General features: G+C 37.5%; 20 protein-coding genes and 1 tRNA gene. 5 read left to right on the forward strand and 16 right to left on the reverse strand.

Translation table 11 applies throughout. From position 1 onward, the window contains the following. Positions 1 to 253 precede the first annotated feature (253 nt). Positions 254 to 742, reverse strand: coding sequence for a serine protease inhibitor ecotin (eco, locus tag DRF60_RS03380; protein WP_116010714.1), 489 nt, complete (start codon positions 740 to 742; stop codon positions 254 to 256). A 45-nt stretch (positions 743 to 787) separates the two neighbouring features. Beyond that, positions 788 to 6676: an alpha-2-macroglobulin family protein gene (locus DRF60_RS03385; RefSeq protein ID WP_116010715.1), complete on the reverse strand. Its 5889-nt coding sequence runs from the start codon at positions 6674 to 6676 to the stop codon at positions 788 to 790. A 78-nt stretch (positions 6677 to 6754) separates the two neighbouring features. On the opposite strand from DRF60_RS03385, the gene DRF60_RS03390 reads away from it, so the two are divergent. The 4 genes from DRF60_RS03390 to DRF60_RS21930 are packed head-to-tail and all read left to right on the forward strand — an operon-like array spanning position 6755 to position 9210. Next, positions 6755 to 7450, forward strand: coding sequence for a UbiA prenyltransferase family protein (locus DRF60_RS03390; RefSeq protein ID WP_317125813.1), 696 nt, complete (start codon positions 6755 to 6757; stop codon positions 7448 to 7450). Between the two features lie 3 nt (positions 7451 to 7453). Further along, a complete protein-coding gene (recF, locus tag DRF60_RS03395) occupies positions 7454 to 8557 on the forward strand; it encodes a DNA replication/repair protein RecF (RefSeq protein WP_116010717.1) in 1104 nt (367 codons plus the stop codon). A 36-nt stretch (positions 8558 to 8593) separates the two neighbouring features. Further along, positions 8594 to 8890, forward strand: a complete 297-nt coding sequence (locus tag DRF60_RS03400; protein ID WP_116010718.1) for a DciA family protein — start codon at positions 8594 to 8596, stop codon at positions 8888 to 8890. 17 nt (positions 8891 to 8907) lie between these two features. After that, positions 8908 to 9210 carry a bacteriocin-like protein gene (locus tag DRF60_RS21930; protein WP_116010719.1) on the forward strand — a complete coding sequence of 101 codons (303 nt, stop codon included), beginning with the start codon at positions 8908 to 8910 and terminating at the stop codon, positions 9208 to 9210. Here DRF60_RS21930 and DRF60_RS03410 read toward each other — a convergent pair. Genes DRF60_RS03410 through DRF60_RS03420 form a run of 3 tightly spaced genes read right to left on the reverse strand, consistent with a single transcriptional unit; the run spans position 9188 to position 12966 of the window. Further along, complete coding sequence (locus DRF60_RS03410; RefSeq protein ID WP_116010720.1) at positions 9188 to 11218, reverse strand: recombinase; 2031 nt, start codon at positions 11216 to 11218, stop codon at positions 9188 to 9190. The genes DRF60_RS21930 and DRF60_RS03410 overlap by 23 nt on opposite strands. Before the next feature lie 13 nt (positions 11219 to 11231). Continuing rightward, positions 11232 to 11876, reverse strand: coding sequence for a monofunctional biosynthetic peptidoglycan transglycosylase (gene mtgA, locus DRF60_RS03415; protein WP_116010721.1), 645 nt, complete (start codon positions 11874 to 11876; stop codon positions 11232 to 11234). Between the two features lie 43 nt (positions 11877 to 11919). Beyond that, complete coding sequence (locus DRF60_RS03420; protein ID WP_116010722.1) at positions 11920 to 12966, reverse strand: ABC transporter substrate-binding protein; 1047 nt, start codon at positions 12964 to 12966, stop codon at positions 11920 to 11922. Positions 12967 to 13025: 59 nt separating this feature from the next. On the opposite strand from DRF60_RS03420, the gene DRF60_RS03425 reads away from it, so the two are divergent. Beyond that, positions 13026 to 13099: transfer RNA gene (locus DRF60_RS03425), tRNA-Arg, on the forward strand. Between the two features lie 117 nt (positions 13100 to 13216). Here DRF60_RS03425 and DRF60_RS03430 read toward each other — a convergent pair. From DRF60_RS03430 to DRF60_RS03475, 11 genes are all read right to left on the reverse strand, one after another. After that, positions 13217 to 13966, reverse strand: a complete 750-nt coding sequence (locus DRF60_RS03430; protein ID WP_116010723.1) for a M17 family peptidase N-terminal domain-containing protein — start codon at positions 13964 to 13966, stop codon at positions 13217 to 13219. Positions 13967 to 14184: 218 nt separating this feature from the next. Continuing rightward, complete coding sequence (locus DRF60_RS03435) at positions 14185 to 15555, reverse strand: alginate export family protein (protein WP_116010724.1); 1371 nt, start codon at positions 15553 to 15555, stop codon at positions 14185 to 14187. A 1-nt stretch (position 15556) separates the two neighbouring features. After that, positions 15557 to 15982 (reverse strand): DoxX family protein, encoded by a 426-nt coding sequence (locus DRF60_RS03440; protein WP_116010725.1) that lies wholly within the window; start codon positions 15980 to 15982, stop codon positions 15557 to 15559. Between the two features lie 144 nt (positions 15983 to 16126). Next, complete coding sequence (locus tag DRF60_RS03445; protein WP_116010726.1) at positions 16127 to 17899, reverse strand: amidohydrolase; 1773 nt, start codon at positions 17897 to 17899, stop codon at positions 16127 to 16129. A gap of 68 nt (positions 17900 to 17967) precedes the next feature. Continuing rightward, entirely contained in the window at positions 17968 to 18657 is a 690-nt protein-coding gene (locus tag DRF60_RS03450) for a hydrolase (RefSeq protein WP_116010727.1), read from the reverse strand. Between the two features lie 367 nt (positions 18658 to 19024). Next, complete coding sequence (locus DRF60_RS03455) at positions 19025 to 19900, reverse strand: pirin family protein (protein WP_116010728.1); 876 nt, start codon at positions 19898 to 19900, stop codon at positions 19025 to 19027. Between the two features lie 438 nt (positions 19901 to 20338). After that, positions 20339 to 20923 carry a Crp/Fnr family transcriptional regulator gene (locus tag DRF60_RS03460; protein WP_116010729.1) on the reverse strand — a complete coding sequence of 195 codons (585 nt, stop codon included), beginning with the start codon at positions 20921 to 20923 and terminating at the stop codon, positions 20339 to 20341. A 9-nt stretch (positions 20924 to 20932) separates the two neighbouring features. After that, positions 20933 to 21244, reverse strand: coding sequence for a hypothetical protein (locus DRF60_RS03465; protein ID WP_116010730.1), 312 nt, complete (start codon positions 21242 to 21244; stop codon positions 20933 to 20935). A gap of 131 nt (positions 21245 to 21375) precedes the next feature. Further along, complete coding sequence (locus tag DRF60_RS03470; protein WP_262510855.1) at positions 21376 to 22422, reverse strand: cation:proton antiporter; 1047 nt, start codon at positions 22420 to 22422, stop codon at positions 21376 to 21378. Then, positions 22343 to 22975 (reverse strand): cation:proton antiporter, encoded by a 633-nt coding sequence (locus tag DRF60_RS21715; RefSeq protein WP_262510856.1) that lies wholly within the window; start codon positions 22973 to 22975, stop codon positions 22343 to 22345. The genes DRF60_RS03470 and DRF60_RS21715 overlap by 80 nt, the downstream gene beginning before the upstream one ends. 137 nt (positions 22976 to 23112) lie before the next feature. Then, positions 23113 to 23460 (reverse strand): cupin domain-containing protein, encoded by a 348-nt coding sequence (locus DRF60_RS03475; protein ID WP_116010731.1) that lies wholly within the window; start codon positions 23458 to 23460, stop codon positions 23113 to 23115. Positions 23461 to 23603: the final 143 nt, after the last annotated feature.

Here is a 23603-nt window from a genome sequence, read left to right on the forward strand (position 1 = left end):
AGATAACACAAATGATTGCGTATATATTCTTAAAAATTTGATGTTTTAATTGGTTGAGTCTCTCACAGATTCTGCAGATTTTTTATTGTAACAAATAAAAATTTGGGGGAAATATTTGGGAGAAATAAAATTAAACCTGCTCAATCATTCTGATCTGCGAGAGAAAACATAATGTTTACGCAAAATATCTGTTTAATACAAACAAAAACTCCCCACAAAATGTGAGGAGTTTGTTATGTAAAGATCATTCAAATTATCTCTGAACTGCTGACTTCATTTTAGCATCAGGACGTAAAATTCTGTAACGAACTTCAAGATCTTTCGGTACATAGAATACCAAAGGCAGCTTGCTATTGTATCTTACAATCTCAGGCTTAAGTGTTACAAATTTCTTGGTCTTCTTCTGATCCTGGCAGGCCATTAATGTACCTCCTGCTTCACCATTCGACTCTACTTCGTAATAGTTGTAGCCCCAACCCTGCAGGTCCTGTGTTTTCACTTCTCCCATCAGGAAATATTTATTACAGTCCAGCATCTTTTCAGCACCTACAAAAAACTCTACTTTTAAATCGTTTTCGTTTTTTGCGACAGGCAGCTGAATATATACCTGCTTAAATCCTTCTTTAGCTTTCGGGAACATCTCAATCTCCAGCTTCTCAAACTTTTCTGCCTTCTTTTGTGCGAAAGCATTTACACCTGCAAACATAATCAGTCCCGTCATTAAAGTTTTTGAAAATTTCATCTTATTTTATTTTAAAAATTTTTACTACTTCCCTATAGCCAAAAATCATTCCAAAATCTGAACTTGGGTTCCTTTTGTATGGGCATTCATCTGCGGTGCATAGTAATTCTGCATGGTTGTGATCCCATTGGAGAATTTACCAGCGGCATTGGAAACAAGGTCATATTCAAAAACATATTTTCCTTTCGGCATGTACTGAATATAGAAATTGGTGGAAGCATCTTTGGTAGACTGGTAATAGCCTAAGCTGTTTTTCCACTGGTATCCGGACAGCGCATCGGTTGGTTCAAATCCTGCTGCACGCATATCTTTAATATGAATAAATTCCATGGCTCTGTCTGTATTCAGGATCATTCTTACAGTTACTTTATCCCCTACTTTTAAAGGAGTGTCCGCTGAAATTTTCTGAAGTTCTTCTCCATTCACTGTTTTCACTTTTTTGTAAAGTTCCTTGGTGATAGAGATATAGTTTTCAGAAGATTTGATTTTATCTAAATCCTCATAATATTGCCAGAACAATCCTCCCTGTACAATTCCCGGACCTGGTTTGGTAACGGTAACAGTTCCTAAATTCTTATTTACTGCATCGGTTTTCACTGTTGATTTCACATAACCTGTTGCCTGGATTTGTGGAGCTAATTCTTTTCCACCCCATACAATTGTTGCTTTGTCGCTTTCGGCACTTGTCCATGATTTTCCTGAATTTAAGATCGTAAAGATTACTTCTGAGGTTCCTCTTGAGCTTCCCCATGAGTTGACTTCTTTCTGTGTGATCAGCCAGATCTTCATATCTTCGATCATTTTCTGATCATTAGGCTTTAATGTATTGAACGCTTCTAAAGCTCCTGCATGATTTACTACTTTGGATCCGAACCATCCCCAGTCGTTTAAGTTCTGTTTCCAGTAAACGCCCTGAGTTTTTGTATCGGTAGACGTTTCTTTCAGGTAGTTCATTAATTTATCTGAAACGTCTTTTAAGCCATAATCATTCATCAGTAAAGCCGCACGGTGAAGCCCGAAGAAAGTGAAATCTGTAATTTTCGCTGTCTTTGCTTTCTGTTTTAACAATGTTTTCAATGAGGCACCTTTTCCTTTTAAAGGATATTGCTTTTCCCAATAGTTTCGGGTATCAAGATAATCAATGGCCCAGTTGTTCCAGATATTATCCTTCACATTCCAATATTTATCGATTTCATTGTCTACATACTGGACTAATTGGGTTACCAATTCTTTCTGATCTGAACTTTGATAGTCTTTCGCACTATCTTTTAACCATGTATTGATTTTCCCTAAATTTTTAAGGATATACAGCGATGTTCCGTAAGAACTTGGATATCCTGGGTACCAAGAGAATCCTCCGTCAGGGTTCTGTAGCTTTTTAAGATCACTCCAGTCCTGACTGATTGAATTTCTCATGGTATTGGCATCAAACAACAGAGCCAGTTTCTGCATCTGCTCGCCTTCATTTTTACTTTCCAGCACCCAAGGGGTTTCTTCCAGTAAAAGCTGTTTCAGTTCCTGATTTTTTTCAAGATTTGAATTCAGCAGCCCTTTGTTCTGATATTCTTCGAAAACAGTTTTCATTTTCGGATTGGCTTTGAATATCTCAGAAGCCAGTACATCTGCGAACCATTTGTTGAAGATCACATCAGCTGAGCTGTTCTGATCATTTTTCAGGCTTGGTAATGCAAACATGATTTCCCAGATCGGATTTGTGGTCAGTTCCAGGGTATTGGAAACATTCGTGATGGTCGCAGAGTTTGTATTGGTAAGGTTATCCAGAACAAAAGTCTTGGTTTCACCTTCTTTCACAAACAAGGGTACAGCATCCGTTACGAGCATTCTGTTCGGAAGTACGGCAACTGCCTGCTGCTCTCCGTCTGAATAAGCTCCTGCTTTTGCCACTACTTTTAAAATGATAGAAGATACATTATTGGGAACTTTAAGCTTCCATGTTAATGCACTGTTTCCTTTTTCATTTAAATTAAAATTCTGCGTTCCTGCACTGATCCCGAATTGAGAAGTGATGTTTTCATTCGTAAAGGCATCCAGAATCTGAAGTTCTGCTGAACCGCTTAATTTTTTATCGGTAAGGTTAGAAAGTTTTGACTGAAGATTCAGCTCATCGCCTTCTCTTAGGAATCTCGGATAATTTGGTGTTACGGAGAATTCTTTCTGTGTCACCACCTGCTTTTCCAGTACTGCTGCCCTGGCATCTTTGGTGTGAGCCAGGAACATCAGTTTCCATTTGGTTAATGCTTCCGGAGAAGTGAATTCAAAGCTTACATTTCCTTCTGTGTCTGTTTTCAGATCAGGATAAAAGAATGCGGTTTCGTTCAGGTTTTGACGCACGGGAACTTTTTCCAGGTTTTCTTTTGAACCTTCTTTATCTAAGGCTTGATCAGCCTCAGTATCCTGCACTCCTGCAGCATTCACTTTCATCGCACTTGCTTTCGCTAATACAACTTCACGGGCACTGCCATCTCTTGCGATAGGTGATGGAGGTGGTGCATATGCCGGAGCTTTCACCCCTTCCTGATTAGCTACGCCCGTTGTTGTTTCTATTTGAGTATACATTTGATATATATCACCATCGAACCAGTTAAAATTCGGTATCTCTACGTATCTTCCATTGTAATATTTCAGCCTTTTCTGATAATACTGCTGAAGCAGATACTGTCTGATATCATAAGAAGTTACAAGAGAAAATGGAGTATATAAATTCTTCCAGCTAAATGTATTCATGGCAAACTGATCCAATGACATATCGTACATATTGGCCAGTACTTCTGCATTAACTTTTTCTTTCTCGTTTCCTGAAACCTTCACCGTCCATTTTTCTTTTGAATTCGGTTCCAGCTTATCTCTGAAGGTTACTGTTTCTATTTTTACAGGCTGTTCCGTGTCTTTTATTTTTAAAGTCACAGATTGGGTCTGCACATCGTTGAATGCTGCAATCTGGAACTGGATATTTAATGCTGACACGTTTTTATCTTTCGGAATATCTGTAGTGTATTCTAAAACTCCTTTTTTCAGCTGATGCACTTCTGAAACTGTTTTTCCGGAACCGTCCTGAACAAATACGTTGACAAGCGCATCCGGAACTGCGGAATACACATATACTTTAGCCTTCTCTCCTCTTGAAAATTCATTCTTAGGCTCAATAACGGTCAGGAATGTTTTCTGTGAAGATTTTAAAGAGCCTTTGTCCCAGATACTGAAGTTCTGAGAAGATTTTATGGTGTCTTTTCCTTCGATATTGTACAGTTCAAGCTGATAATCGCCAGCTTCCAGCTTTCCTAAATCCAATTCCGTGGTCGGTTGCTGCTGTTTTTCAGAAATCACCTTTTCCGCTTTAAGGTTTTTGGTCTCTTCGGTTTTGTCAAACAGGTCATGTGGGAATTTACTGATGAATTCTTCTCTGGAATATTTTGGAAGGTCCTGAACTTCTGCTGCAAAATTGTCTCTAAAGATTCTGTTCGGTACTGCTAGTTTTGAGAGTTTAACGTTATATGATTTTTTAAGATCCTGTTCGTTGTAATTAAGGGTCTCTACTTTCAGTTTTACATTTTCATCACTGAACGTATTCTTGATACCGTCAGCTTTAATGTAATGAGAAACTGAAGCCACTTTCAACTGGGTGTTGGCCGACTGCGTTTCTCCGTTGATATCCGTTGCTGAAGCATTGATCTCATAGTTATCGATCTGAATTCCTTCCAGCTTTTCATCTTTTTTAAGATCAAGACGGATTGTAAATTCTCCCTTTTCATTTGTTTTAGCTTCGCCAAGGATAGAATTTTCATTATCGTCACCACGCGGATACCACCAGAAATATCTCCATCTGATGTTATGCTTTTTGATTTCATAATTAACGGTCGTATTGCTTAAAGCGACTCCGGAAAACATCATTGCTTTTCCTTTCAACTCGATGGTCTGTCCGTATTTGTATTCTTCTTTTACAGGATCAAAAGTCACTTCAAACTTCGGTCTCTTATATTCTTCAACCCTGATGTCTTTATAACCCTGAGATCCTTCATCTGTTCTCAGGTAAAAAACACCGTTCAGCTGACCTTTCGGAAGAATAAAGCTTCCATGGTAAGATCCGAAATCATTCGTTGAAAAACTCTGGGAAGAAACTTCCTGACTGTTGGCATCCAGCAGTGTAATCTTCTGTTTTAAGCCTGAAATTACAGCTTCTATTTCTTTATCTATCTTAGTATTGATGACTTTGAAATAAACAGTCTGTCCCGGTCTGTAGATCGCTCTGTCTGTAAAGATCTGCGCCAGGGTGCGGGTCTGCTTATTTGGATTGTAGTCTTCTGCATTTCCGTTATTTCCATACACCTGCATAATCTGGAAATCATTGGTCTTTGGCTGGCGGATAAGGAACGTTCTGTAATATTCTTTGCTGTCTGTGGAAGGGAATTTAAAAACACCGTTCGCATCAGTTTTTCCGTCAATTTTATTTAAAGTTTTATTAGCAACAAATTCATAGAAAGTAAGACTTTCATTCGCTGCCGGCTTCCCGTTTTCACTATTGACCAGCTTCAGTATATTGGAAAGCTGGTTTCTGTCTGTTTTGGTTTGATAGATTACTCTGTTTCCTGAAACAAGGAAATAGAAATTCTGTCTGGAATTACCGTCTTTTACATCAGATCCTGCAACAGCGTATTCTACAACGTAGATTCCGGAAGGAAGAGGTTTTATTTCCAGAGAGGTTTTATGAACCTGATAATCTTTGGAATCGCCAAGCTGGAAGGTTTCTTTTCTTACAAGATTCTTCTTAACTTTTCCAAAAGTATTGTTGTAAGAATTCTGTACGTACTGCATCAGTGTTGTAAAATCTTCTTTTACTTCATAAATGTTCAGCGAAAATTCCGCTACATTCTTATGGTCTGCTACAAAATGAATAGGCAGATTATTCTGGGTCTGCTGTTCGTATTTAATGGTAAGAAACGGATTAATGATCTGGTTTTCTTTATTTTTTATATTCTCAATGAATGGAGATTTCGGATACCGATTCCTGGCCTGAGCTGCGATAGCCAAAGCTTCTTTCTCTTTCTTTTTGGCCAGAAGCTCATTCATGATATCTTCCATGATGATCACTTTGTAATCTCCTTCAGTATCAGATTTCAAAAGATTCTGAAGCTGTTCAAGCTTATCTTTACATTGATTATAATTACAGTTTTCCGTCAGCTTTTCTTTCATGAAATACAGCTTCGGATTTCCGCTGTTCTGGGCAATCAATTCATCAAAAACAGTATTGATCTGTGTTCTGTTCTCAGTAAGTTCATTTTTTGTAAAAAGACCATTTTCAGAAAGAAAACTGATCTTTTTCATTGAATACCATTCATATACGGTCGGGAAATAAGCAACATCCTTGATTTCTGTAAAAACATCCTTATATTTTGACAGGGAAATTTTCTTCATCTCCTGTTTCTGCGGGTCAAGTTCCTGATAGCTTTTCTTCAGATAGTTTTTAAAGTCAAGCTTAGTCCAGGTTTCGATCTGGGAAAGATCCTGAGAATTGATATTGGTCCTGCTTTCTATTTCCCAAGAATTCTGATTATAAGAAGCCATAAAGAAGCCATTCAGAAGCACATTATATACTAATTTTCCTTCCCCTTTAAGTTTAGAATCCGTTTCCTGAAGTTTCTTAAAGAATTGGGAAGCAGCATCATTCTTATCATCATCTACCGTTTGGTTGACAATACTGAATTCCGCTTTAAGAGAACGGATGAGCTGTATGGTATTATTTTCTTTCATGGCATGGTTTTGTATATCTAAAATGATGGGAAGATTAGATTTATAAGCACCTTTCGCACTATTTTCAATCACTTTTTTCCACTGGTCGTCGTAATATTTTTGCGCCAAAACAGAAGAAAAGCTCAGCATTAGAAGCAAAAGCATAAAAATCTTGGAAAATCTTTTCATATATGTTATTTTTGATAAATGAATTTCTTAAAAATACTGAAAAAAACTGTTATTGACAGCCAAATTTATGTCTCAGTTATGGGAACTTTATTTGCCGTATTTTTCATGAAAGAGCAAAACACATTCCGTTTCCCTACCATACTGCTTATTTTCATCACTTATTTCAGCGGTTATCTTTACACGAAATACCAATATACCAGGCACTTTTTGAAAATACTGGCTCTGAACGCAGCTGCGGGCATTATCTGTGCTTTTCTGATCATTCATAATCATAATGAAATAAGACTTCTGAAATGGTTTATTATTGTGGTTTTGGGATTACTTTACAACAGTTTTTTTCTGGATGTCTATATCCGGAAGATTCCATTGCTGAAAGTATTTTATGTAGGATTGGTCTGGGCATTGGTCAACTGCTGGCTTACGCTTTCGGAATTCAGTCTTCCTATTTTTCTGATCAGCTTCTTTTTTATAACGGCACTTGTTCTGCCTTTTGATATCCGGGATATGAAAAGTGATACGGTACAGACTTTTCCAAAGCTGATAGGCGTTCAGAATACAAAATACATTGCCTACGTGCTTGTCTTTATCAGCATGCTTATTGCCACATTTTACCTTAGACCGGTTTACGGGACTGCATTTTTTCTATCGGGAATCATGACCTTTATTTTGATCTATTTCTCTGAAAATAAAAGAGATGACGCATATTTTTCTTTCGGAATAGAAACCTGTTCTGCACTTCCTTTTTTATTTTTACTAATAATGGAGTATTTTTGACGAATGATTATCAAAAAGCTTTCCCTTTACAATTTCAAAAACCATTCGGAGAAGAAGTTTGAATTTTCTCCGCAGATCAACTGCTTTGTGGGAAACAACGGCGCCGGAAAGACCAATATCCTGGATGCTCTGCATTATTTATCTGTAGGAAAGAGCTTTTTAGGGAATACTGATGTTAACAATATCAAAAGGGAGGAAGATTTTTTCACCATTGATGCAGAAGTTCTGAATGAAGACAATGAAGATATCATCAAGATCTCCCAGCCCAAAGAAGCCAAAAAAATCATTAAAAAGAATGATAAAAGCTATGACAGGCTTGCGGACCATATCGGATATCTGCCGAGTGTGATGATTTCGCCTTATGACTCCAATCTGATTTCAGATTCAGGGGAAAGCCGGAGAAGGTTTCTGGATTCTATGATATCCCAGACGGATTCCGAATATCTTTTTGATCTGATCCAATATCAAAAAACGGTACAGCAAAGAAATGCATTGTTAAAATATTTCGCTAAAAACAGAACCTGGGATAAAGATTCTCTGGAAATTTATGATGCCCCGATTTCAAAATTCGGGAGCAGTATTTTTGAGAAAAGAAGAAGTTTCGTTGAGAAACTCGGCCCTATTGTTCAGAATTTTTACAGGATTATTTCAGGAGGTAAAGAAATGGTTTCAGTACACTACCAATCTGATTTAAATGACAGCTTCGACTCCTCTCAGCCAGACAAAGCTTTTAGAGCACTTTTAACGGAAAGTCTTGAAAGAGACAGGATGCTGACCTATACATCAAAAGGAATTCACAAAGATGATCTTTTGTTTGAGATGGATCATGTATTGATCAAGAAGATAGGCTCACAGGGGCAACAAAAATCTTTTCTGATCTCTTTAAAACTGGCTCAGATGAGTCTTGTGAAAGAGCTCACTAAGAAAACTCCAATCCTTCTTCTTGATGATATTTTTGATAAGCTTGATGACATCCGTGTTTCACAACTTATCGAACTGGTTAATCAGGAAAGTTTTGGACAAATTTTCATTACAGATACCCACAAGGAACGTACTGAAAGCGTAGTGAAGAAGATTAATGAAGAGAGTATCATTTTTGATATTTGATGAGGAAACGCGTAACCCGAAACCCAAAACCGCTCTATGAAAAGAAATAAAAAACGTGAATTTCAATCTTCAGAACTTGTAAAATCTTTTGCAAGAATTCATGGTTTTGAACATAAGTTGATTGCTTTTGAAATTAAAGATTTTTTGGAAGATTATCTGGATGAAAGTCTTTTCAACGAGGTCAGAAGCGTTAATATTGAAGATAAATGCATCATGATCAGGATTGATTCTCCTCTTCTCAAGCATGATTTTCAGATGCGTAAAAACTTTTATCTTAAAAAGTTTCAGGATAAGTTTGGAGAGGATAAATTCAATGATATCCGTATTTTATAGGCTTATTTATCATTAAATTGATCCATAGTATTGAATTTAATATCATATTTGAAAACATTATTAAATCATCTGAGAAATCTGTCATCAAAAAACTAACAAGAGAACAACTAAAAACAATCCAGGGATCTGCAGGCCGACTTTGTTGTACTCCAAGCTGTGCCAACGAAAATGAATGTGCTAGTGAACACAACTTCCTACAAAATGTCCATTACTTCCAATCTGTCTGTAAAAAATTAAAAAATGCTCCCGAAAAGGAGCATTTTCAGTATATATGGATGATGCTATATTCAATGTCAGTTAGTGTTCTTCTTTCTTATTAGTTAGGGTACTGCTCATCAGATCATCCGCTTTTTTATCCAGTCCAGAACTTAAAGGGAAGAAAAACTTAAACGGATTTTTCACAAAATATCTGAAGATTTCCTTATAAATTTCGCTCACTTGTCCGAAGTTCATTTTCCTTGATCTGAAGGCTAGAAACATGGATAAACTAAAGCTTATCAGAAAGTTGAAGAATCCAATAAGGAATACCGTAACAAAAGATATCCAGAACGTATAGGAATCAACGGAGAAATCCTTTCCATAAAGCCCTAACGCAAAGTTTCCGGCAGCAAAAGTAATGTGTCTGATATCAAGGTCTAATCCGAAGAAGAGACCAATCGGAGCGGTTGCCCCTAAAAATACCCCAAACCAGAAGTTGGATACAATGCCCGGCCAGTTTTTAGCATAATATTTAGATAAACTCTTTGCAATTTTTTTTCCCAAAAAGCTTCTGATAGAAAGGTTTTTTGCAATCCTTTCCGGAATCTGGTAAAAGACAGAATTGTTTCCTATATTCCCCGAAATGATCCCTGAAATAAACAGGTAAAATCCGGCAATACTGGCATGTAATATGGCTTTTGACTTGAATGGATCAAGGTCTTTTAATAATTTATCCGATCGTTCAACGGCTAAATTCTGGGAGAAAAATACATCCAACCCGTAAATGATCGCCAGTGCAATAGGAAAAGAAAGAAGCACATTTCCTACGAATGCAATGAACTGACTCCTGAAAAGCTTGGATACAAGATGGGCAAATTCGGTATTGTTCCGCTTGCTGTTTCCTTCTTCTGACAGAACTTTAGTCATCGTAGCTGCAGTCATTGCGGGCTGTTTTGTTGCCAGCGTAAAACCCATCAAATAGATCATAATGAATCCCATGGCATAATTCATCGAATATAAAAACGCATGTGAGAAATCGCTTCCGGGAATATATCCGTAAAGCATTTTCAAAACACAGAGCGCACCAACGATGATTCCTCCTCCACTGGCCTTATAAAACATCGTCATGTATTCCTTCCGGGTAGATGTGATATAATGGGTGCCGGTTTCTGCCGTATGGTTGGTAATAAGATGCGAGAGAAGACGTGTACTGTCATTAATCAGGTCTGCAATATTATTCTTATGGGATTTGTAGTTAAGTATATTAAATATCAGCTGTTTTGATTTTATGGTAATATCCCCTTCATTATCAATCACCAGAAGCTGTACAATTTCATAGATCCTTTCAGTCTGCTGACGAATCTTAAGAAGTGCCTGGTTGATTTTTCCGGAGATCCCGTATTTTGCAGAATTTTTAAAAGCAATATTCACGAATTCATGACAGTGTTCTGTATAGATCTTAATCTGCTTGTAACGGCTGTCTTTGGAATGCAGCTGAAGTTCGGGATCTTTTTTAAGATCTTCGGTAAGTGCCTCCAGCTCGTTCTGAAGTGCCAAAAAAGGGTTGTCCAGGTTTCTGTATTGAGGTGCCATTCTTACGACCTCCACTTCCATAGCCATCCCTGTAACACGCCAGGAAAGAATACTCATCGAGAAGATCAGTTCTTTTTTGACATTGGGCTGGATAATAAAATTGGAAGCGTCCAGAAGGTCTAAAAACTCATCAATTTCATTTTCAGGAAGATTGTGCAAATACTGCAGATCTTTTTTCGGTCTGAGACTGACATTATCAATCATATACCACACCGTTTTTTCATTTTCTACGGGCGGCAGTATTTTATTAAGGATTCTTTTTTTAAGTTCCGGAAAGAAAGCATTTTCTGACAGAATATTGGCTTCGGTAAGGGAAAGGTTAAAAGGTCTTCCTTTGAAAATATTATGAATGTAATGTTTGAAATTCTCAGCAAAATCCGAATTACTTTTAAGGAAATTGAGAACATCTGTGAAATCTGCCCTTTTAGTGCTCTCTAAAAACTCGGCAAAAGGCTCTAAAGAAAGGGTTTCATTCTTAAAAGAGAAATATTTTTTAAGAACTGATTCAAAACTTGTGCTGGAATTAAAAAATTTCATTAGAACAAAGATACTATTTCAAACTCACATTCCTCATCTGTCTCATGATCCAATTGTGTTTCTTTCTTAAATAAGGGGATGGATTTTTAGGATCATATTTCTTTGGATTAGGCAATACGGCAGCAATCCATGCTGCATCCGAAGTGCTTAAATCTTTGGATGATTTTCCAAAATAGTACTGAGCAGCAGCTTCTACTCCAAATACACCCTGTCCCATTTCGATAGAGTTTAGGTATCTTTCTAAAATAATGTCCTTGCTCCACACTTTCTCGATAATGAAGGTATAAATAGCTTCCAGCCCTTTTCTGAACCAGCTTCTTCCCTGCCAAAGGAAAATATTCTTTGCAGTCTGCTGGGAAATGGTGCTTCCGCCGCGGATTTTTTTTCCTTTCTCATTATTCTTCATTGCCTTCTCAATGGCTGTATAATCAAACCCGTTATGATTAAAAAATTTCTGGTCTTCTGAAGCAATAACCGCTTTTTTAACATTATCCCCCATTTCATCATACGAAATATAATCCCTGTGCAGCTTTCCAAATTCGAAAAGACCTCCAATCTGCGTAATGGTAACCGGCGGATTAAAAAATCTGCCCCAAATAATAAAAACTACATTCAGGACAAGAATAATAAAGATAACCTGTTTAACTTTTTTCCACATAATTTTGTCTAAAAGAACTGCAAAAATAAGCAATTCACCCGAGTTATTTAAGCTCTTTCATATAGGTTAACTGATATTCCGGAAGAAGCTCGGGATGGAAGATCCTGATGTAATCTTTCAGAATAAGGTCAGCACGTACAGCTCCGCTTTCGAAAAAGTCATTAGCTTTCAACTTTTCTTTTCCGGCAACGGTATAGATCTTTCCTTTGTTGAATACTTCAAGTTTTCCATAGAAAGGATTACCGGCCAGCATTTCTTTTTTTGAGGTGTGATTTCCTGCATTCACCCAATACTGTACCTGCCTTGATTTGACATATACTTCTTCAAAGCTCATCGTCAGAGACTTTTCTTCTTTATTATCTTTCATGATGTAAGAAGCGTTGGCGTCATTAATATAATTCGCTACCGATGTTTTTCCGCCCGGCAGATACCAAACGTCACCGTACATTTCATTGACAAGCACTACAGGCTTATCTTTTGCCTTTAGTGCCAGCTGCTTCAGCTCGCTGTAATTCTTTTCAATTTCCTTATATTTTGCTTCAGCTTCTTTCTCTTTCCCAAAAAACTCTCCGAAAAGTTTGATGTAAGCCGTTTTCTGTAACGGAAGCTGTTCCAGGTACTCATCCAGGAAAACCACCTGGATTCCATTGTTCTTTAAGAGTTGATAGGCATTGTCGAAACTTGCGATATAATTGGTGAAAACAGCATCCGGCTTCATAGAAATAATCTTTTCTACATCATATTTCTGTTCGCTTCCCACATTCTGGATCTTTCCTTCTTTTAAAAGGTTCTGAATTTTCTCCGAATAAATGTATTCCGGGCTTGAAACCCCGACGATCAGATCTTCAGCACCAAGTTCTGCAATATATCCGGCCATGCTTGCATTTAAAAGGATTACTTTCTTAAACGGTGTCTGATTTTGTTTGAAATTATAAGTGAAATTCCCTGATTTCAGCTCCAAAAGACCGTCATGCTCCTTAAATTGGATACGGTTTGAAATTTGGGTCCAATCAGAGGACGAAATTTTTTGTTCTCTTTTACAGGAGATTAGCGCTACAACTGTAAATAAAAGTAAAATTCTCTGTTTCATCTTTCAAAGAAAAGAAAAAAGTGCTATATTTGCAAACCCTTAAACATCAAGGTAACAACGGCCTCGTGGCGCAACTGAATAGCGCATCTGATTACGGCTCAGAAGGTTACAGGTTTGAATCCTGTCGAGGTCACACACAGCCAAATGGCGCCAACTGAAGAAAGTTGGCGCCATTTTTTAATTTTCAATACCAGGAATAGTTCAGCTTAAAATTCTAAAAAAGAGAGCACTATAAATTTATTTAATAAAACTATCTCTTCTTAACTTCGGCAATCGCAGCCTGAATTCCGCCACCTGCAATTTCAAAGAAAGACGGACCGGCCAACAGATATACTTTTTCTAATTTTTTTGTTTTGGAAAGATTATGCTCTCTTAAATAAATTTCTGAACGATTGGCTAAAACAATACCTTTTACTACATTTCCGGCTACCAAAGCTGTTGGAGAATCTATTCCGGCATCTTTCAAATCGCTTGCAAAGGCGAAGTTGGTCACGCCTAATCTCAAAGCTTCTCTGGTAGCTACTTCTGCTACTGAAGTCATGAGTTCCGGAGTAAAATTATTGCGGTCGCCCAAACCAATTAACAAGAGTTTTTTTGCTGACATAGAACCTGCAGGAGGCGTAATCAACAAGGTTTCCAAAGAATGTCCTTTGAACTGACCTGATTGTCTGATTTTGGTGAATTCACCTTTCAAAGCATCATCCAAATGTACCAATCCGTTTAAGTTGGCAGGCAATGCCTGTGCGCTGTGGATGTCGTTATCTGTATATTCGAAAACACAGGCAACCTGCAGTTGAGCGTCGGCAGAAGATGGTCCCTGAACCAATCCAATCATAGAAATTCCGTCCACTGAACCCCAGTTTTTGGATGTTCCGATGGCTGTGGTTTTTGCAGTTGCATTTGTTGTAGTTGTAGTGGTTTGTGCAAATATTAGGGTTGATAATGTTAATCCTGCGATTAATAATGATTTGCTTACTGTATTTTTTACGATATTTTTCATAATATTTTTTTGTTTTTTAGCTTTAGCAGTTTGCTGTAGGCTGATGATAATTTTGTTAAGTTTATTTTTGTTTAATGTTATTCAAAGGTAGTTTCAGAAATAGATTCTGGCATTGATGTGGGATATTAAAAACACAAATTGCTCAAATATTTTTCACTAATTTCACTAATAACATGTTCGTGATTTTTGTGTAAAAGTTAGTGTCATTCGTGTTTGACTTAAAACTTGAAAACAATTCTTGAGTTGATAAACAATCCGTCTTTATCGTTTTCAATAATATCGTCCACAAATTCTCCGGTTTTGAAATATTGAATTCCTGTATTGAATGTGAAAAATTTATTGATCTTATAATTGAGGCTTCCTAAAAAAGCCGTTCCGATATATCTTTTTTTTGAATTCATTGACGTAAGATTTAGAGAACCGCTTGGTCTGTAAACGCCATCCTGCGTAGAATATCTCCAGTTGAAAACCACATCGGCCTGCACCGTCATTTTGCTGTTCAAATCAACCGTTGCATAAGGATGAATGTCAATTAAATTCACAGGTCCAATTTGCGGATTGAATCCAAAATACCCCCCTTTCGGATAAAGCGGATTGAAAGTTCCCAACTTTCCGTCACCTTTATTTTTATCTCCGGAAATGTAATCGTTTCTAAGATTGATGGTTGGCTTTCCTTTCACATTTTCGAATAGATATCCGATATCTGCAGAAGCTGTCCACGCGCTGATTGTTCCTTTATTGAAATTCCCGAACTGATAAGCGCCTTCAAAGTTGTAAATAAAACCACCACCATATCTGTAAAATCTTCCGCCCAAAGTATGTCTGGTTTCATCGCCTGTTCCATCTTCAAAACGGGTTTCCTTGCGGTGAATTCCTAAATAATAGAATTCCAGATTTCCGCTTTTCGGAAGAGCTAAAGTATTGTAACTTCCCCAAAGATTGACCGATTTTGACGGTTTATTATCAAAAACTCCGGTGCCGATTTCACTCGCCATCATCATAAATGCATCCGATTTGAAGTTTCCTCTTTTGTACATCAGTTTCAGTCCGTCAAAATAGAGTCTTAAATTTGGACCTTCACGTACCGAAATCAATCTTCCGCTTCCATAATCCAACTCCTGTCTTCCAGCACGAACGGTCAGTTTTTCTTTTTCATTTTTAATGGCATCGATGTCTATGAAAAGGTTTTGAACATTCAAATGGTCTTCATCAATCGGTCTTGGTCCGTTTTTTCTGCCATTTTCCCAAGCACTCCTCAACTGTCCGAAAACTCTTACTCGTGAACCTAAATGCAAATCTGCATGAACCGTATATCTCTGGATAAAAAACGGGTTGCTTCCGATTCCCAATCTTCCCCAATCTTCATTATTAAATTCTACAAACTCTGCTCTCGCCTCTCCGCCTAATGATAAATATTTATTGTTATTTTTTTCAGAAAGCGGAATGTATTTGATGGAATTATAAAATGTGTCTGCAGAATCTTTGTATGTGGAATAATCTTCATCAAACCTCATCAGTTTAAATTGTGCCGAAACTACCGTCGGAAGGATGATTTGGACAATCAATAATATTTTAATCAGCTTTTTCATTTTAAATTCTTCTTAAATAATTATCGATTGAATATTTTCCCGGACCTACAAAAAACAAAAACAGGTAACACAGGCTATACATAAACGGTGTGTCTTTTATCAGCAAAGCATCGTTCCAGTGAAGGATAAAATATCCGGTCAAAGTCACCGCCAGAATCGGAAGAACAGCCACTCTGGTGAACAATCCGAAGATAACAAACACGGGAAACACCAAGTTGGCTGCGTCTGCAAAAAGACTATTGAATGCTTCCGGAAGGTGCAAAGGATTCGGAACCTGTTCCACTTCTGCCACGCCTACTCCGAGTTTTTTCAGTCCGTGAGCGACGATTAATTCTAATGATAGTGCAATTCTGAATACCAATAATGCAACGTGAATTAATTTGCCTTCGAGATTGGTATTGGTGATGATTTGAACGAGCTTTTTCATTGTTTTTAGATTTGAGTTTTTCAGGAGTGTATTGAGTTACTTTTGATTGTCAGTTTTGAACCACCCCGTCAAAAATTCTTTGAATTTTCGCCACCCCTCCAAAGGAGGGGAATTTTTATGCGAAATTATTTTGTTTAATCTTAGTTATTTTGTTTGGTATCCACCGTAATATTTTACAGGAGACCATTCTGGAAGAACAGGAAGTGCAGCTGGAGAAACATTTTTATAAGTTTCATCTCCATAAACCACTTTTCCGTCAACAATAGTTAATTTGGAAGTGATGTCTTTAATTTCTTCTTCATCAACAGAGAAATAATCTTTATCTAAAATCGTAAGGTCTGCGAAATATCCTTTTTTGATTTTTCCTTTTTCATAATCCTTTATCAATTCATATCCTCCAAAAGTGGAAAGTGATAAAGCTGTTTTTCTGTCCAGAGCATTTTCTTTGGCCATCACCTGGGTTCCGCCCAACGTTTTCCCTGAAGTAATCCAGTACAAAGCGACCCACGGATTATAACTTGCAACTCTGGTTCCGTCTGTTCCCAGTCCGACAGGAATTCCCATTTCCAACATTTTCTTTACAGGAGGAGAAGCCAAAGCTGCTTTTTTTCCATAACGGTGGATGAAACTTTCACCCTGATACGCCATTCTGTGTTGAACTGCAATTCCGCCATTTAAAGCTTTGATGCGTTTCATATTGTCTTCAGAAACCGTTTCTGCGTGGTCGAAAAACCAGACCAGTCCGTTCAAAGGCGTTTCTTTATTTACTTCTTCGATTACATTTAAAAATCTTGTGATGCTTTCGTTATACGTTGCGTGGATTCTGAACGGCCATCTTTTTTTCACCAAAAGACTTACGACTTCTTTCATACTTTTCTCCATCGTTGCTGGCAATTCGGGTCTTGGAAAAAGGAAATTTTCAAAATCAGCGCCGTCTGAAACCAGATTTTCACCGCCACCTTCTACGTGATAATCAATTCCGTTGTGGTCGTTGTGCCCGTGGTCATCGATGTCCACCATTCCTGTCCATTTGGTGTAATCTGCTAACTCGGAACCTTTCTTTTGAGCAAACAAATAATAAGGTAATCGAACCGTAATTTTTCCTTTTTTGTTCAAGGCATCCGTCGTTCCATAATCATCTGGGAAATTTTGAAAACCACCGCCTGCATCCATCACAGCTGTCACTCCAAGACGATTCAGTTCAGTCATATATTGAAGCGTTGAATTTTCTTTTTCCGCTTCGGTCAGCTCAGGCAATTTTGCCAAAGTTGAATACAGAATAAATGCATTTGGTTCTGCAACCAATAAACCTGTCGGGTCGCCGTTGTTGTCTTTTTCAATTAATCCTTGAGCAGGATTTGGCGTTTCACCAGTGATATTTAATTGTCTCAAACCTGATTTATTCAGCCACGCTTTTCCGTAGAGATACATCACGAAAGCAGGAACATCTCCTGTTGCTTCGTTTATTTCTGATATCGTCGGCAGTCTTTTTTCTTCAAACTGATATTCATTCCAGCCACCAATGACTCTTACCCATTGCCCTTTTGGCGTTCTCTGAGCTTGTTCTTTCAGCATTTCCAAAGCTCTCTTCAAAGTTTTCACACCGTCCCAGCGAAGTTCAGTATTGTAAAATCTTCCGCCACGGATGACGTGCAAATGACTGTCAAATAATCCAGGAATCACTCGATTTCCTTTAGCATCAATGATTTTTGTGGAGCTTCCTTTTAGTTTTAAAATCTGGGCATTTGTTCCGGTCTGGAAAATTTTGTTGTCCTTAATGGCAACCGCCTGAACTTCCGGATTTTTATCATCCATCGTCGTGATTTTTCCGTTGGTTACAATTAAATCTGCTTTCTGAGCATTGAACAATCCGGCACCTAAGACGAATGAGAATAGAATTTTATGGAGTGGTTTCATAATGTACTTTTTAATGGTTTGAAGAAAAATGGCAGGTCGGTTTTCAACCTGCCTCTGTTGAAATTTGATTAGTGTTTAAGCATATCCTGAGCGTATTGAATTCCCAATCCGTAAGCACCACCATATTTTTTCATTAAGTCATTGACCGGTTTGTACGTTTCTTTTCTAGACCAATCTCTCTGTAATTCAAGAACATACTGAACTGAGGTAATCGGATGCGCACCTGCCTGAACCATTCTTGTAACCGCCTGGTCGTGAGCTTCTTTTGAAATATCACCCGAAGCATCCGTAATCACATACACTTCGTACCCTTCATCGATGGCCGATAAAGCCGGACCTACGATACAAACGCTCGTCCACAGACCTGCTAAAACCAGTTTCTTTTTGTTTTTTCCTGTGATGGCTTTGTGAGCGTTCAAGTCTTCCCAAGTATTCATCGTTGTTCTGTCTACATATCCGCTGGTCGCTTCAGGATAAGCTTCTGAGATTTCCGGGAAAACGGGTCCTGCAAAAGATTTTTCTGCAACTGTTGTTACCACGGTCGGAATGTTGAATATTTTTGAACCGCCTGCAATCAAAGCCACATTGTTTCTCAATTCTTCCATACTGATGCTTTTTGTAGCGAATGCCATTTGTCCTTCGTGGTCAATTAAAACCAAAGCGTGGTTGGTTGGATTTAGCATCGTTTTTCCAGGTTTCTGAGCGAATGCTGTTACTGATAATACGACTGTTGCGAATGTTAAGATTAACTTTTTCATAATGTTTAATTTTTAAATGTTGTTGTTTATTTTTATTGATAATTAAATTCTGTCTGAAGTATTTGTTTGATTTTGATATGACAAATTTAGGGCGATGAAAAACCCTACACATTTAACTAGTTTAATAAATCACATTCTGAAAAAATATTTTACTCTTTTTTATTCTTTATTATATACAGATAATTTTAAATTAATAAAAACCAACCAAAACAACAATTAAAAACACTAATAATCAATTATTTAAACTCAATTAAAATTTAAAATAAAATTTAATTTAAAACAAAAAAATAGGCTCAGATAATAAAATCCAAGCCTATTTTTGTATAAATATTTCACACTTCCAAAAGTGACTGTTTAATTTTTTTTCTTACATCGTCATCGGAACTTCCATCAATAAAATCTCTGTGTCTTCTGTAGTTGATTTGATATTTAAATCTGCAATATCCCAAATTCCGAAACCATCTCTCGTTTCCACTTTTTGTCCTTCGATTTCTGCGCTTCCTTTTAAAATAAAAGCATACACACCATTTCCTTTTTTCTTGATTTGATAGTTGGTTTCAACATTATTTTCGAAATTTCCTAAGTGAAACCAGGCATCCTGATGAATCCAAACACCCTCATCATTTGCATTGGGAGAAAGAATCTGCTGGAATTGATTCTGACCTTTTGTTTTGTCTAAAGTAATCTGGTCATATCTTGGCGTCACATTTCTTTTGTTTGGATACACCCAGATTTGAAGAAACTTCACCAAACTATCATTATTTTTATTGAATTCGCTGTGCATAATTCCGGTTCCGGCACTCATCACCTGAATGTCTCCACTCCTGATAATCGCAGAATTTCCCATACTGTCTTTGTGCTCCAAATCACCTTCCAACGGAATGCTGATGATTTCCATATTGTCGTGCGGATGCGTTCCGAAACCTCTTCCCGCCTCCACTTTATCGTCATTCAAAACTCTAAGAACGCCAAAATGCATTCTCTCCGGATTGTGATAATTCGCAAAGCTGAAGGTATGATTGCTGACCAACCAGCCGTGGTCTGCTTTCCCTCTGGAATCCGCTTTGTGAATCACAGAATTGTCTTTGATTTTTGAATCGGTGTTTGGTAAATGATTGTATCCAATCGGTTCCAGCGGCTCGATTTCGTCAATCTCATTTTTCATTGTATTTCCCAATGAAGCGGTTGCTACAAACATTCCTGTCCCAAGTAATCCTTTCTTTAAAAAATCTTTTCTGTCCATATCTGTTGGTTGTTTATTCGTTATTGATAGGACAAATTTATGGTGATGGAAATTCCTGCGCATTTAACTAGTTTAATAAATTAAATTTTCTTTTGTCTTGAAACAAAAGAAACAAAAATTCAAGACTTGGAAACTTCCGCTAAAAATTAAAATTTTATCCTAAAATTCCCAAACTTGCGCGAATTCGAAATTAGTTATCATTAGAATATTTGTCTCGCGCTTCGAACAGTGGGAATTTTTTAACGTCTTAAATTTTAATTTTCTTAACGCTCCATTTTCCTATGTCGATTACATTTTACAACTCATTTTTGGATAATTTAGTTAAGTTTATTAAACAAAAAGACGGGGTAGTTTACACGTTTTGTATAAACCACCCCGTCAAAAATTTTTTAAATTTTCGCCACCCCTCCAATGGAGGGGAATTTTTTTGTGCAATTTTTACTTTTCTTTAGTCGCCAAACGCTTCCTAATTGTACTCACAAATTCTTTAGAAACACCCAGATAAGAAGCGATATAATATTGCGCAACCCGCTGTGGAATCGTAGGATATACTTTTATAAATTCCAAATATCGGTCAGATGCACTTTTTGAAATGGTATTCACCAAACGGTTTTGAAGTGTAAACAGATTTCTCTGAACCAACATTCTGAAAACCCTTTCAAATTTTGGAATTTCCTGCAACAACTTTTCTTTGGTGGTCGGATTCAGCATAAAAATCTCTGAATCTTCAATCGTTTCAATATACAAATTGGACGGTTTCTGGTCCTGAAATGAGGCGATGTCGCTAATCCACCAATCTTCGATGGCAAACAAAATCGTGACTTCAAAACCATTATCATCAAGGTAATAAGCCCTTAAACAGCCTTTGTGAATGAAACCTTCAAATTGGCAAACTTCACCTTCCCGCAACAAAATTGTTTTCTTGGGAATTGTCTCACAAACCAATAAATCGGTGAATATTTTCTCTTCTTCGCTGCTCAGACTGATAAAACGCGTGACGTTCTTGATGATATTTTCAAACATAAATTAAGTTTACGGCTGCAAATTAGGAAAAAGTGCGTAAACTTCGTTCTTCAAAAGCCCACTTCCGCCTCCGTAATGGTCAATCACCTTCACATCTTTGTCCAGATTTTGGCAAAAAGTTTTCATTTCATTTTCAAATTCCTCATCCAAACCGGAGCTCAAAAGCACAATATCTACCTGATTTTCTTTGATATAATCATAGCAGACGTTCTCATCGCTCTTGATTTCTGCCTTCCAGCCTTCATTATTTTCGATAATTCTTTTTAAGGTATCAAGAATTTCCTGATTTTTCCCAATGACTAAAAATTGTAAGCTTTCCATTTGATATTTGTTGTATTGAAGTTAATTTTCAGGAGCTTAATCCCGCTATCCATTATATCTTTTTTTCCCGCCGCCAATTCCCACCGCAAAAAAGGATGCCGTTCCTATCGGGGCTAGGGATTTGGTCTGTATTATAAATGTTTGGTACCCGTAATTTTCAGTTCATTAAGGTCAAGCTGTGATTCCGCTTTTCTCACTTCATCCTCACTGAACTGGTTTTCACGTTTTATTTTGAACAGTTCTTTTCTCTGCAATGCGAAAATATCCAGCATAACTTCGTGGTATTCATTTAAATCATTTCGTCTGTTGGTGCACATTTCCAAAGATTCGAGGTGACCTTGCTGTTGCAAAATATCGTTTTCTATGGTCTGTTTAAAGTTTTCCACCAGACTGTTCGTTTCCAGGTTGGACTGGTATTTTTCATTCAATCGGTTCACTGCCAAATTATCCAGCCTGATTTGAATACTCGCCTGCTGTTCGTGGGAAGGTAAAATATTATCAATCTCACCAATCTTGGTCAATTTAATAATCAAAGGCAGCGTCAAACCCTGAAAAACCAAAGTCACAAAAATCACCACAAACGTAATAAAGATAATCAAATTTCTGTGCGGAAATTCTGACTGCTCATTCATCATCACCGGAATCGATAAAGCCGTTGCCAGAGAAACCACGCCACGCATTCCTGCCCAACCGATAATCAAAGGATTTTTCCAACCCGGACTTGGGTCATTACGCACTTTTTTGCTCAGCCATCTCGGAATGTGCGCCACAGGATAAATCCACAACATACGAACGACAATCACAATCAGGCTGATAATTAAACCATATTTAATTCCATCCATTACAGATGTTTCGCCCAATCCATCGACAATATCGGGAAGTTCCAATCCGATTAAGACAAAAACCAAGACATTCATCACAAAAATCAGTGTATTCCAAACGCCTGTCATATTAATTCTTGTAGTTCCCGTCTTAAAGATTTCGTGCGAACGGAACGACATAGACAGTCCGCCACTTACCACTGCCATTACTCCGGAAAAATGAAAATGTTCCGCCGGAAGAAATAAAATATACGGCGTCATAACCGTCAAAGCTGCATCAATAGCTGGCGTTGTCGGTAAAAACCTGTGGATGGCGTAGAAAATATGAGCACCTGCAATTCCGACCACAACTCCCATTCCTGCACTGTCCCGTGGCTTTCTGCATAGAAAATACGCCGGTCATCACGGCTGCCAAAGCAAATCTGAAAACAATCAGTGATGATGCATCATTGATGAGACTTTCGCCTTCCAACATTGCAATCGTTCGCTTGGGAACTTTTAAACCTTTCAAAACGGTAGTCGCTGCGATCGCATCTGGTGGAGAAACAATTCCGCCCAACAAAAATCCCATTGCCAAAGTGAATCCCGGAATCAAAGCCTGCGAAGCAAATGCCACGACAACAGACGTCAGGAAAACCAATCCGAAAGCTAACAATCCGATGGTGCGTTTCCATTTCCAGAAATCGTTCCACGAGGTGTACCAGGCGGCTTCATATAATAATGGCGGTAAAAAAATGAGGAAAATAATTTCCGGATCCAGTTTTAAGACAGGAACTCCCGGAATTAAACTGATTCCTAATCCTGCCAATACCAAAAATATGGGATACGCAATTTTGATGCGCTGCGCCAGCATAACCAATAGCATCACTACCAATAGAAGTCCGAGTATGAGTAGTAAATCTTCGTGCATAGTTTTTTGTTTAGAAGTTAGATGTCAGATGCTAGATGTTAGACTTTCCAGTTGGTGATTATTAAAAAAATCTTTAATCTTTAATCTTTAATCTTTAATCTTTAATCTTTAATCTTTAATCTTTAATCTTTAATCTTTTATAAATGAATAAAAAGTGAAGTTCTTTCCTTTTTTTCAAGGTTTTTTGTTTTGTGGCCTTTTCCTGAAATATCTTCCACCAAAAGAATCTCACCGGTCTGGAATTTCCGGATTTCGCCAAGTGAAGTTTCTATTTCTACTCCGCCATCCAAAAGTACAATATATTGCTTTTGCGGAGCGTGATGAAAATCGTAATCATAATCCGCAGAAACTTTTCTGAACTGTAGTTTTTTGACATTAATATCTTCGGAAAGAAATCCAATTTCACCTTGATTGATTAGCGGAACTTCAATGTCATCGAAATGAGATTCGCCGTTTTCGTCACTGAATATCTTTGTGATTTTCATAATATTCTATTTAAATTTCTTTTGTCTTGAAACAAAAGAAACAAAAGTTCAAGACTTGGAAACTGAATGCTAAAAATTTAAATTTAATCCTAAAATCCCCAAAACTTACGCGAATTTATTATTTGTTCTTCGATTCTAAATTC

It is taken from the genome of Chryseobacterium elymi, assembly GCF_003385495.1.
GTDB classification, from domain to species: Bacteria; Bacteroidota; Bacteroidia; order Flavobacteriales; family Weeksellaceae; genus Chryseobacterium; species Chryseobacterium elymi.

Excerpts from the sequence above, each read along its gene's own strand:
- eco (WP_116010714.1), bottom strand. The coding sequence starts at position 742 with ATGAAATTTTCAAAAACTTTAATGACGGGACTGATTATGTTTGCAGGT.
- DRF60_RS03385 (WP_116010715.1), bottom strand. The coding sequence starts at position 6,676 with ATGAAAAGATTTTCCAAGATTTTTATGCTTTTGCTTCTAATGCTGAGC.
- DRF60_RS03390 (WP_317125813.1), top strand. The coding sequence starts at position 6,755 with ATGGGAACTTTATTTGCCGTATTTTTCATGAAAGAGCAAAACACATTC.
- recF (WP_116010717.1), top strand. The coding sequence starts at position 7,454 with ATGATTATCAAAAAGCTTTCCCTTTACAATTTCAAAAACCATTCGGAG.
- DRF60_RS03400 (WP_116010718.1), top strand. The coding sequence starts at position 8,594 with ATGAAAAGAAATAAAAAACGTGAATTTCAATCTTCAGAACTTGTAAAA.
- DRF60_RS03410 (WP_116010720.1), bottom strand. The coding sequence starts at position 11,218 with ATGAAATTTTTTAATTCCAGCACAAGTTTTGAATCAGTTCTTAAAAAA.
- mtgA (WP_116010721.1), bottom strand. The coding sequence starts at position 11,876 with ATGTGGAAAAAAGTTAAACAGGTTATCTTTATTATTCTTGTCCTGAAT.
- DRF60_RS03420 (WP_116010722.1), bottom strand. The coding sequence starts at position 12,966 with ATGAAACAGAGAATTTTACTTTTATTTACAGTTGTAGCGCTAATCTCC.
- DRF60_RS03430 (WP_116010723.1), bottom strand. The coding sequence starts at position 13,966 with ATGAAAAATATCGTAAAAAATACAGTAAGCAAATCATTATTAATCGCA.
- DRF60_RS03435 (WP_116010724.1), bottom strand. The coding sequence starts at position 15,555 with ATGAAAAAGCTGATTAAAATATTATTGATTGTCCAAATCATCCTTCCG.
- DRF60_RS03440 (WP_116010725.1), bottom strand. The coding sequence starts at position 15,982 with ATGAAAAAGCTCGTTCAAATCATCACCAATACCAATCTCGAAGGCAAA.
- DRF60_RS03445 (WP_116010726.1), bottom strand. The coding sequence starts at position 17,899 with ATGAAACCACTCCATAAAATTCTATTCTCATTCGTCTTAGGTGCCGGA.
- DRF60_RS03450 (WP_116010727.1), bottom strand. The coding sequence starts at position 18,657 with ATGAAAAAGTTAATCTTAACATTCGCAACAGTCGTATTATCAGTAACA.
- DRF60_RS03455 (WP_116010728.1), bottom strand. The coding sequence starts at position 19,900 with ATGGACAGAAAAGATTTTTTAAAGAAAGGATTACTTGGGACAGGAATG.
- DRF60_RS03460 (WP_116010729.1), bottom strand. The coding sequence starts at position 20,923 with ATGTTTGAAAATATCATCAAGAACGTCACGCGTTTTATCAGTCTGAGC.
- DRF60_RS03465 (WP_116010730.1), bottom strand. The coding sequence starts at position 21,244 with ATGGAAAGCTTACAATTTTTAGTCATTGGGAAAAATCAGGAAATTCTT.
- DRF60_RS03470 (WP_262510855.1), bottom strand. The coding sequence starts at position 22,422 with ATGGGAGTTGTGGTCGGAATTGCAGGTGCTCATATTTTCTACGCCATC.
- DRF60_RS21715 (WP_262510856.1), bottom strand. The coding sequence starts at position 22,975 with ATGCACGAAGATTTACTACTCATACTCGGACTTCTATTGGTAGTGATG.
- DRF60_RS03475 (WP_116010731.1), bottom strand. The coding sequence starts at position 23,460 with ATGAAAATCACAAAGATATTCAGTGACGAAAACGGCGAATCTCATTTC.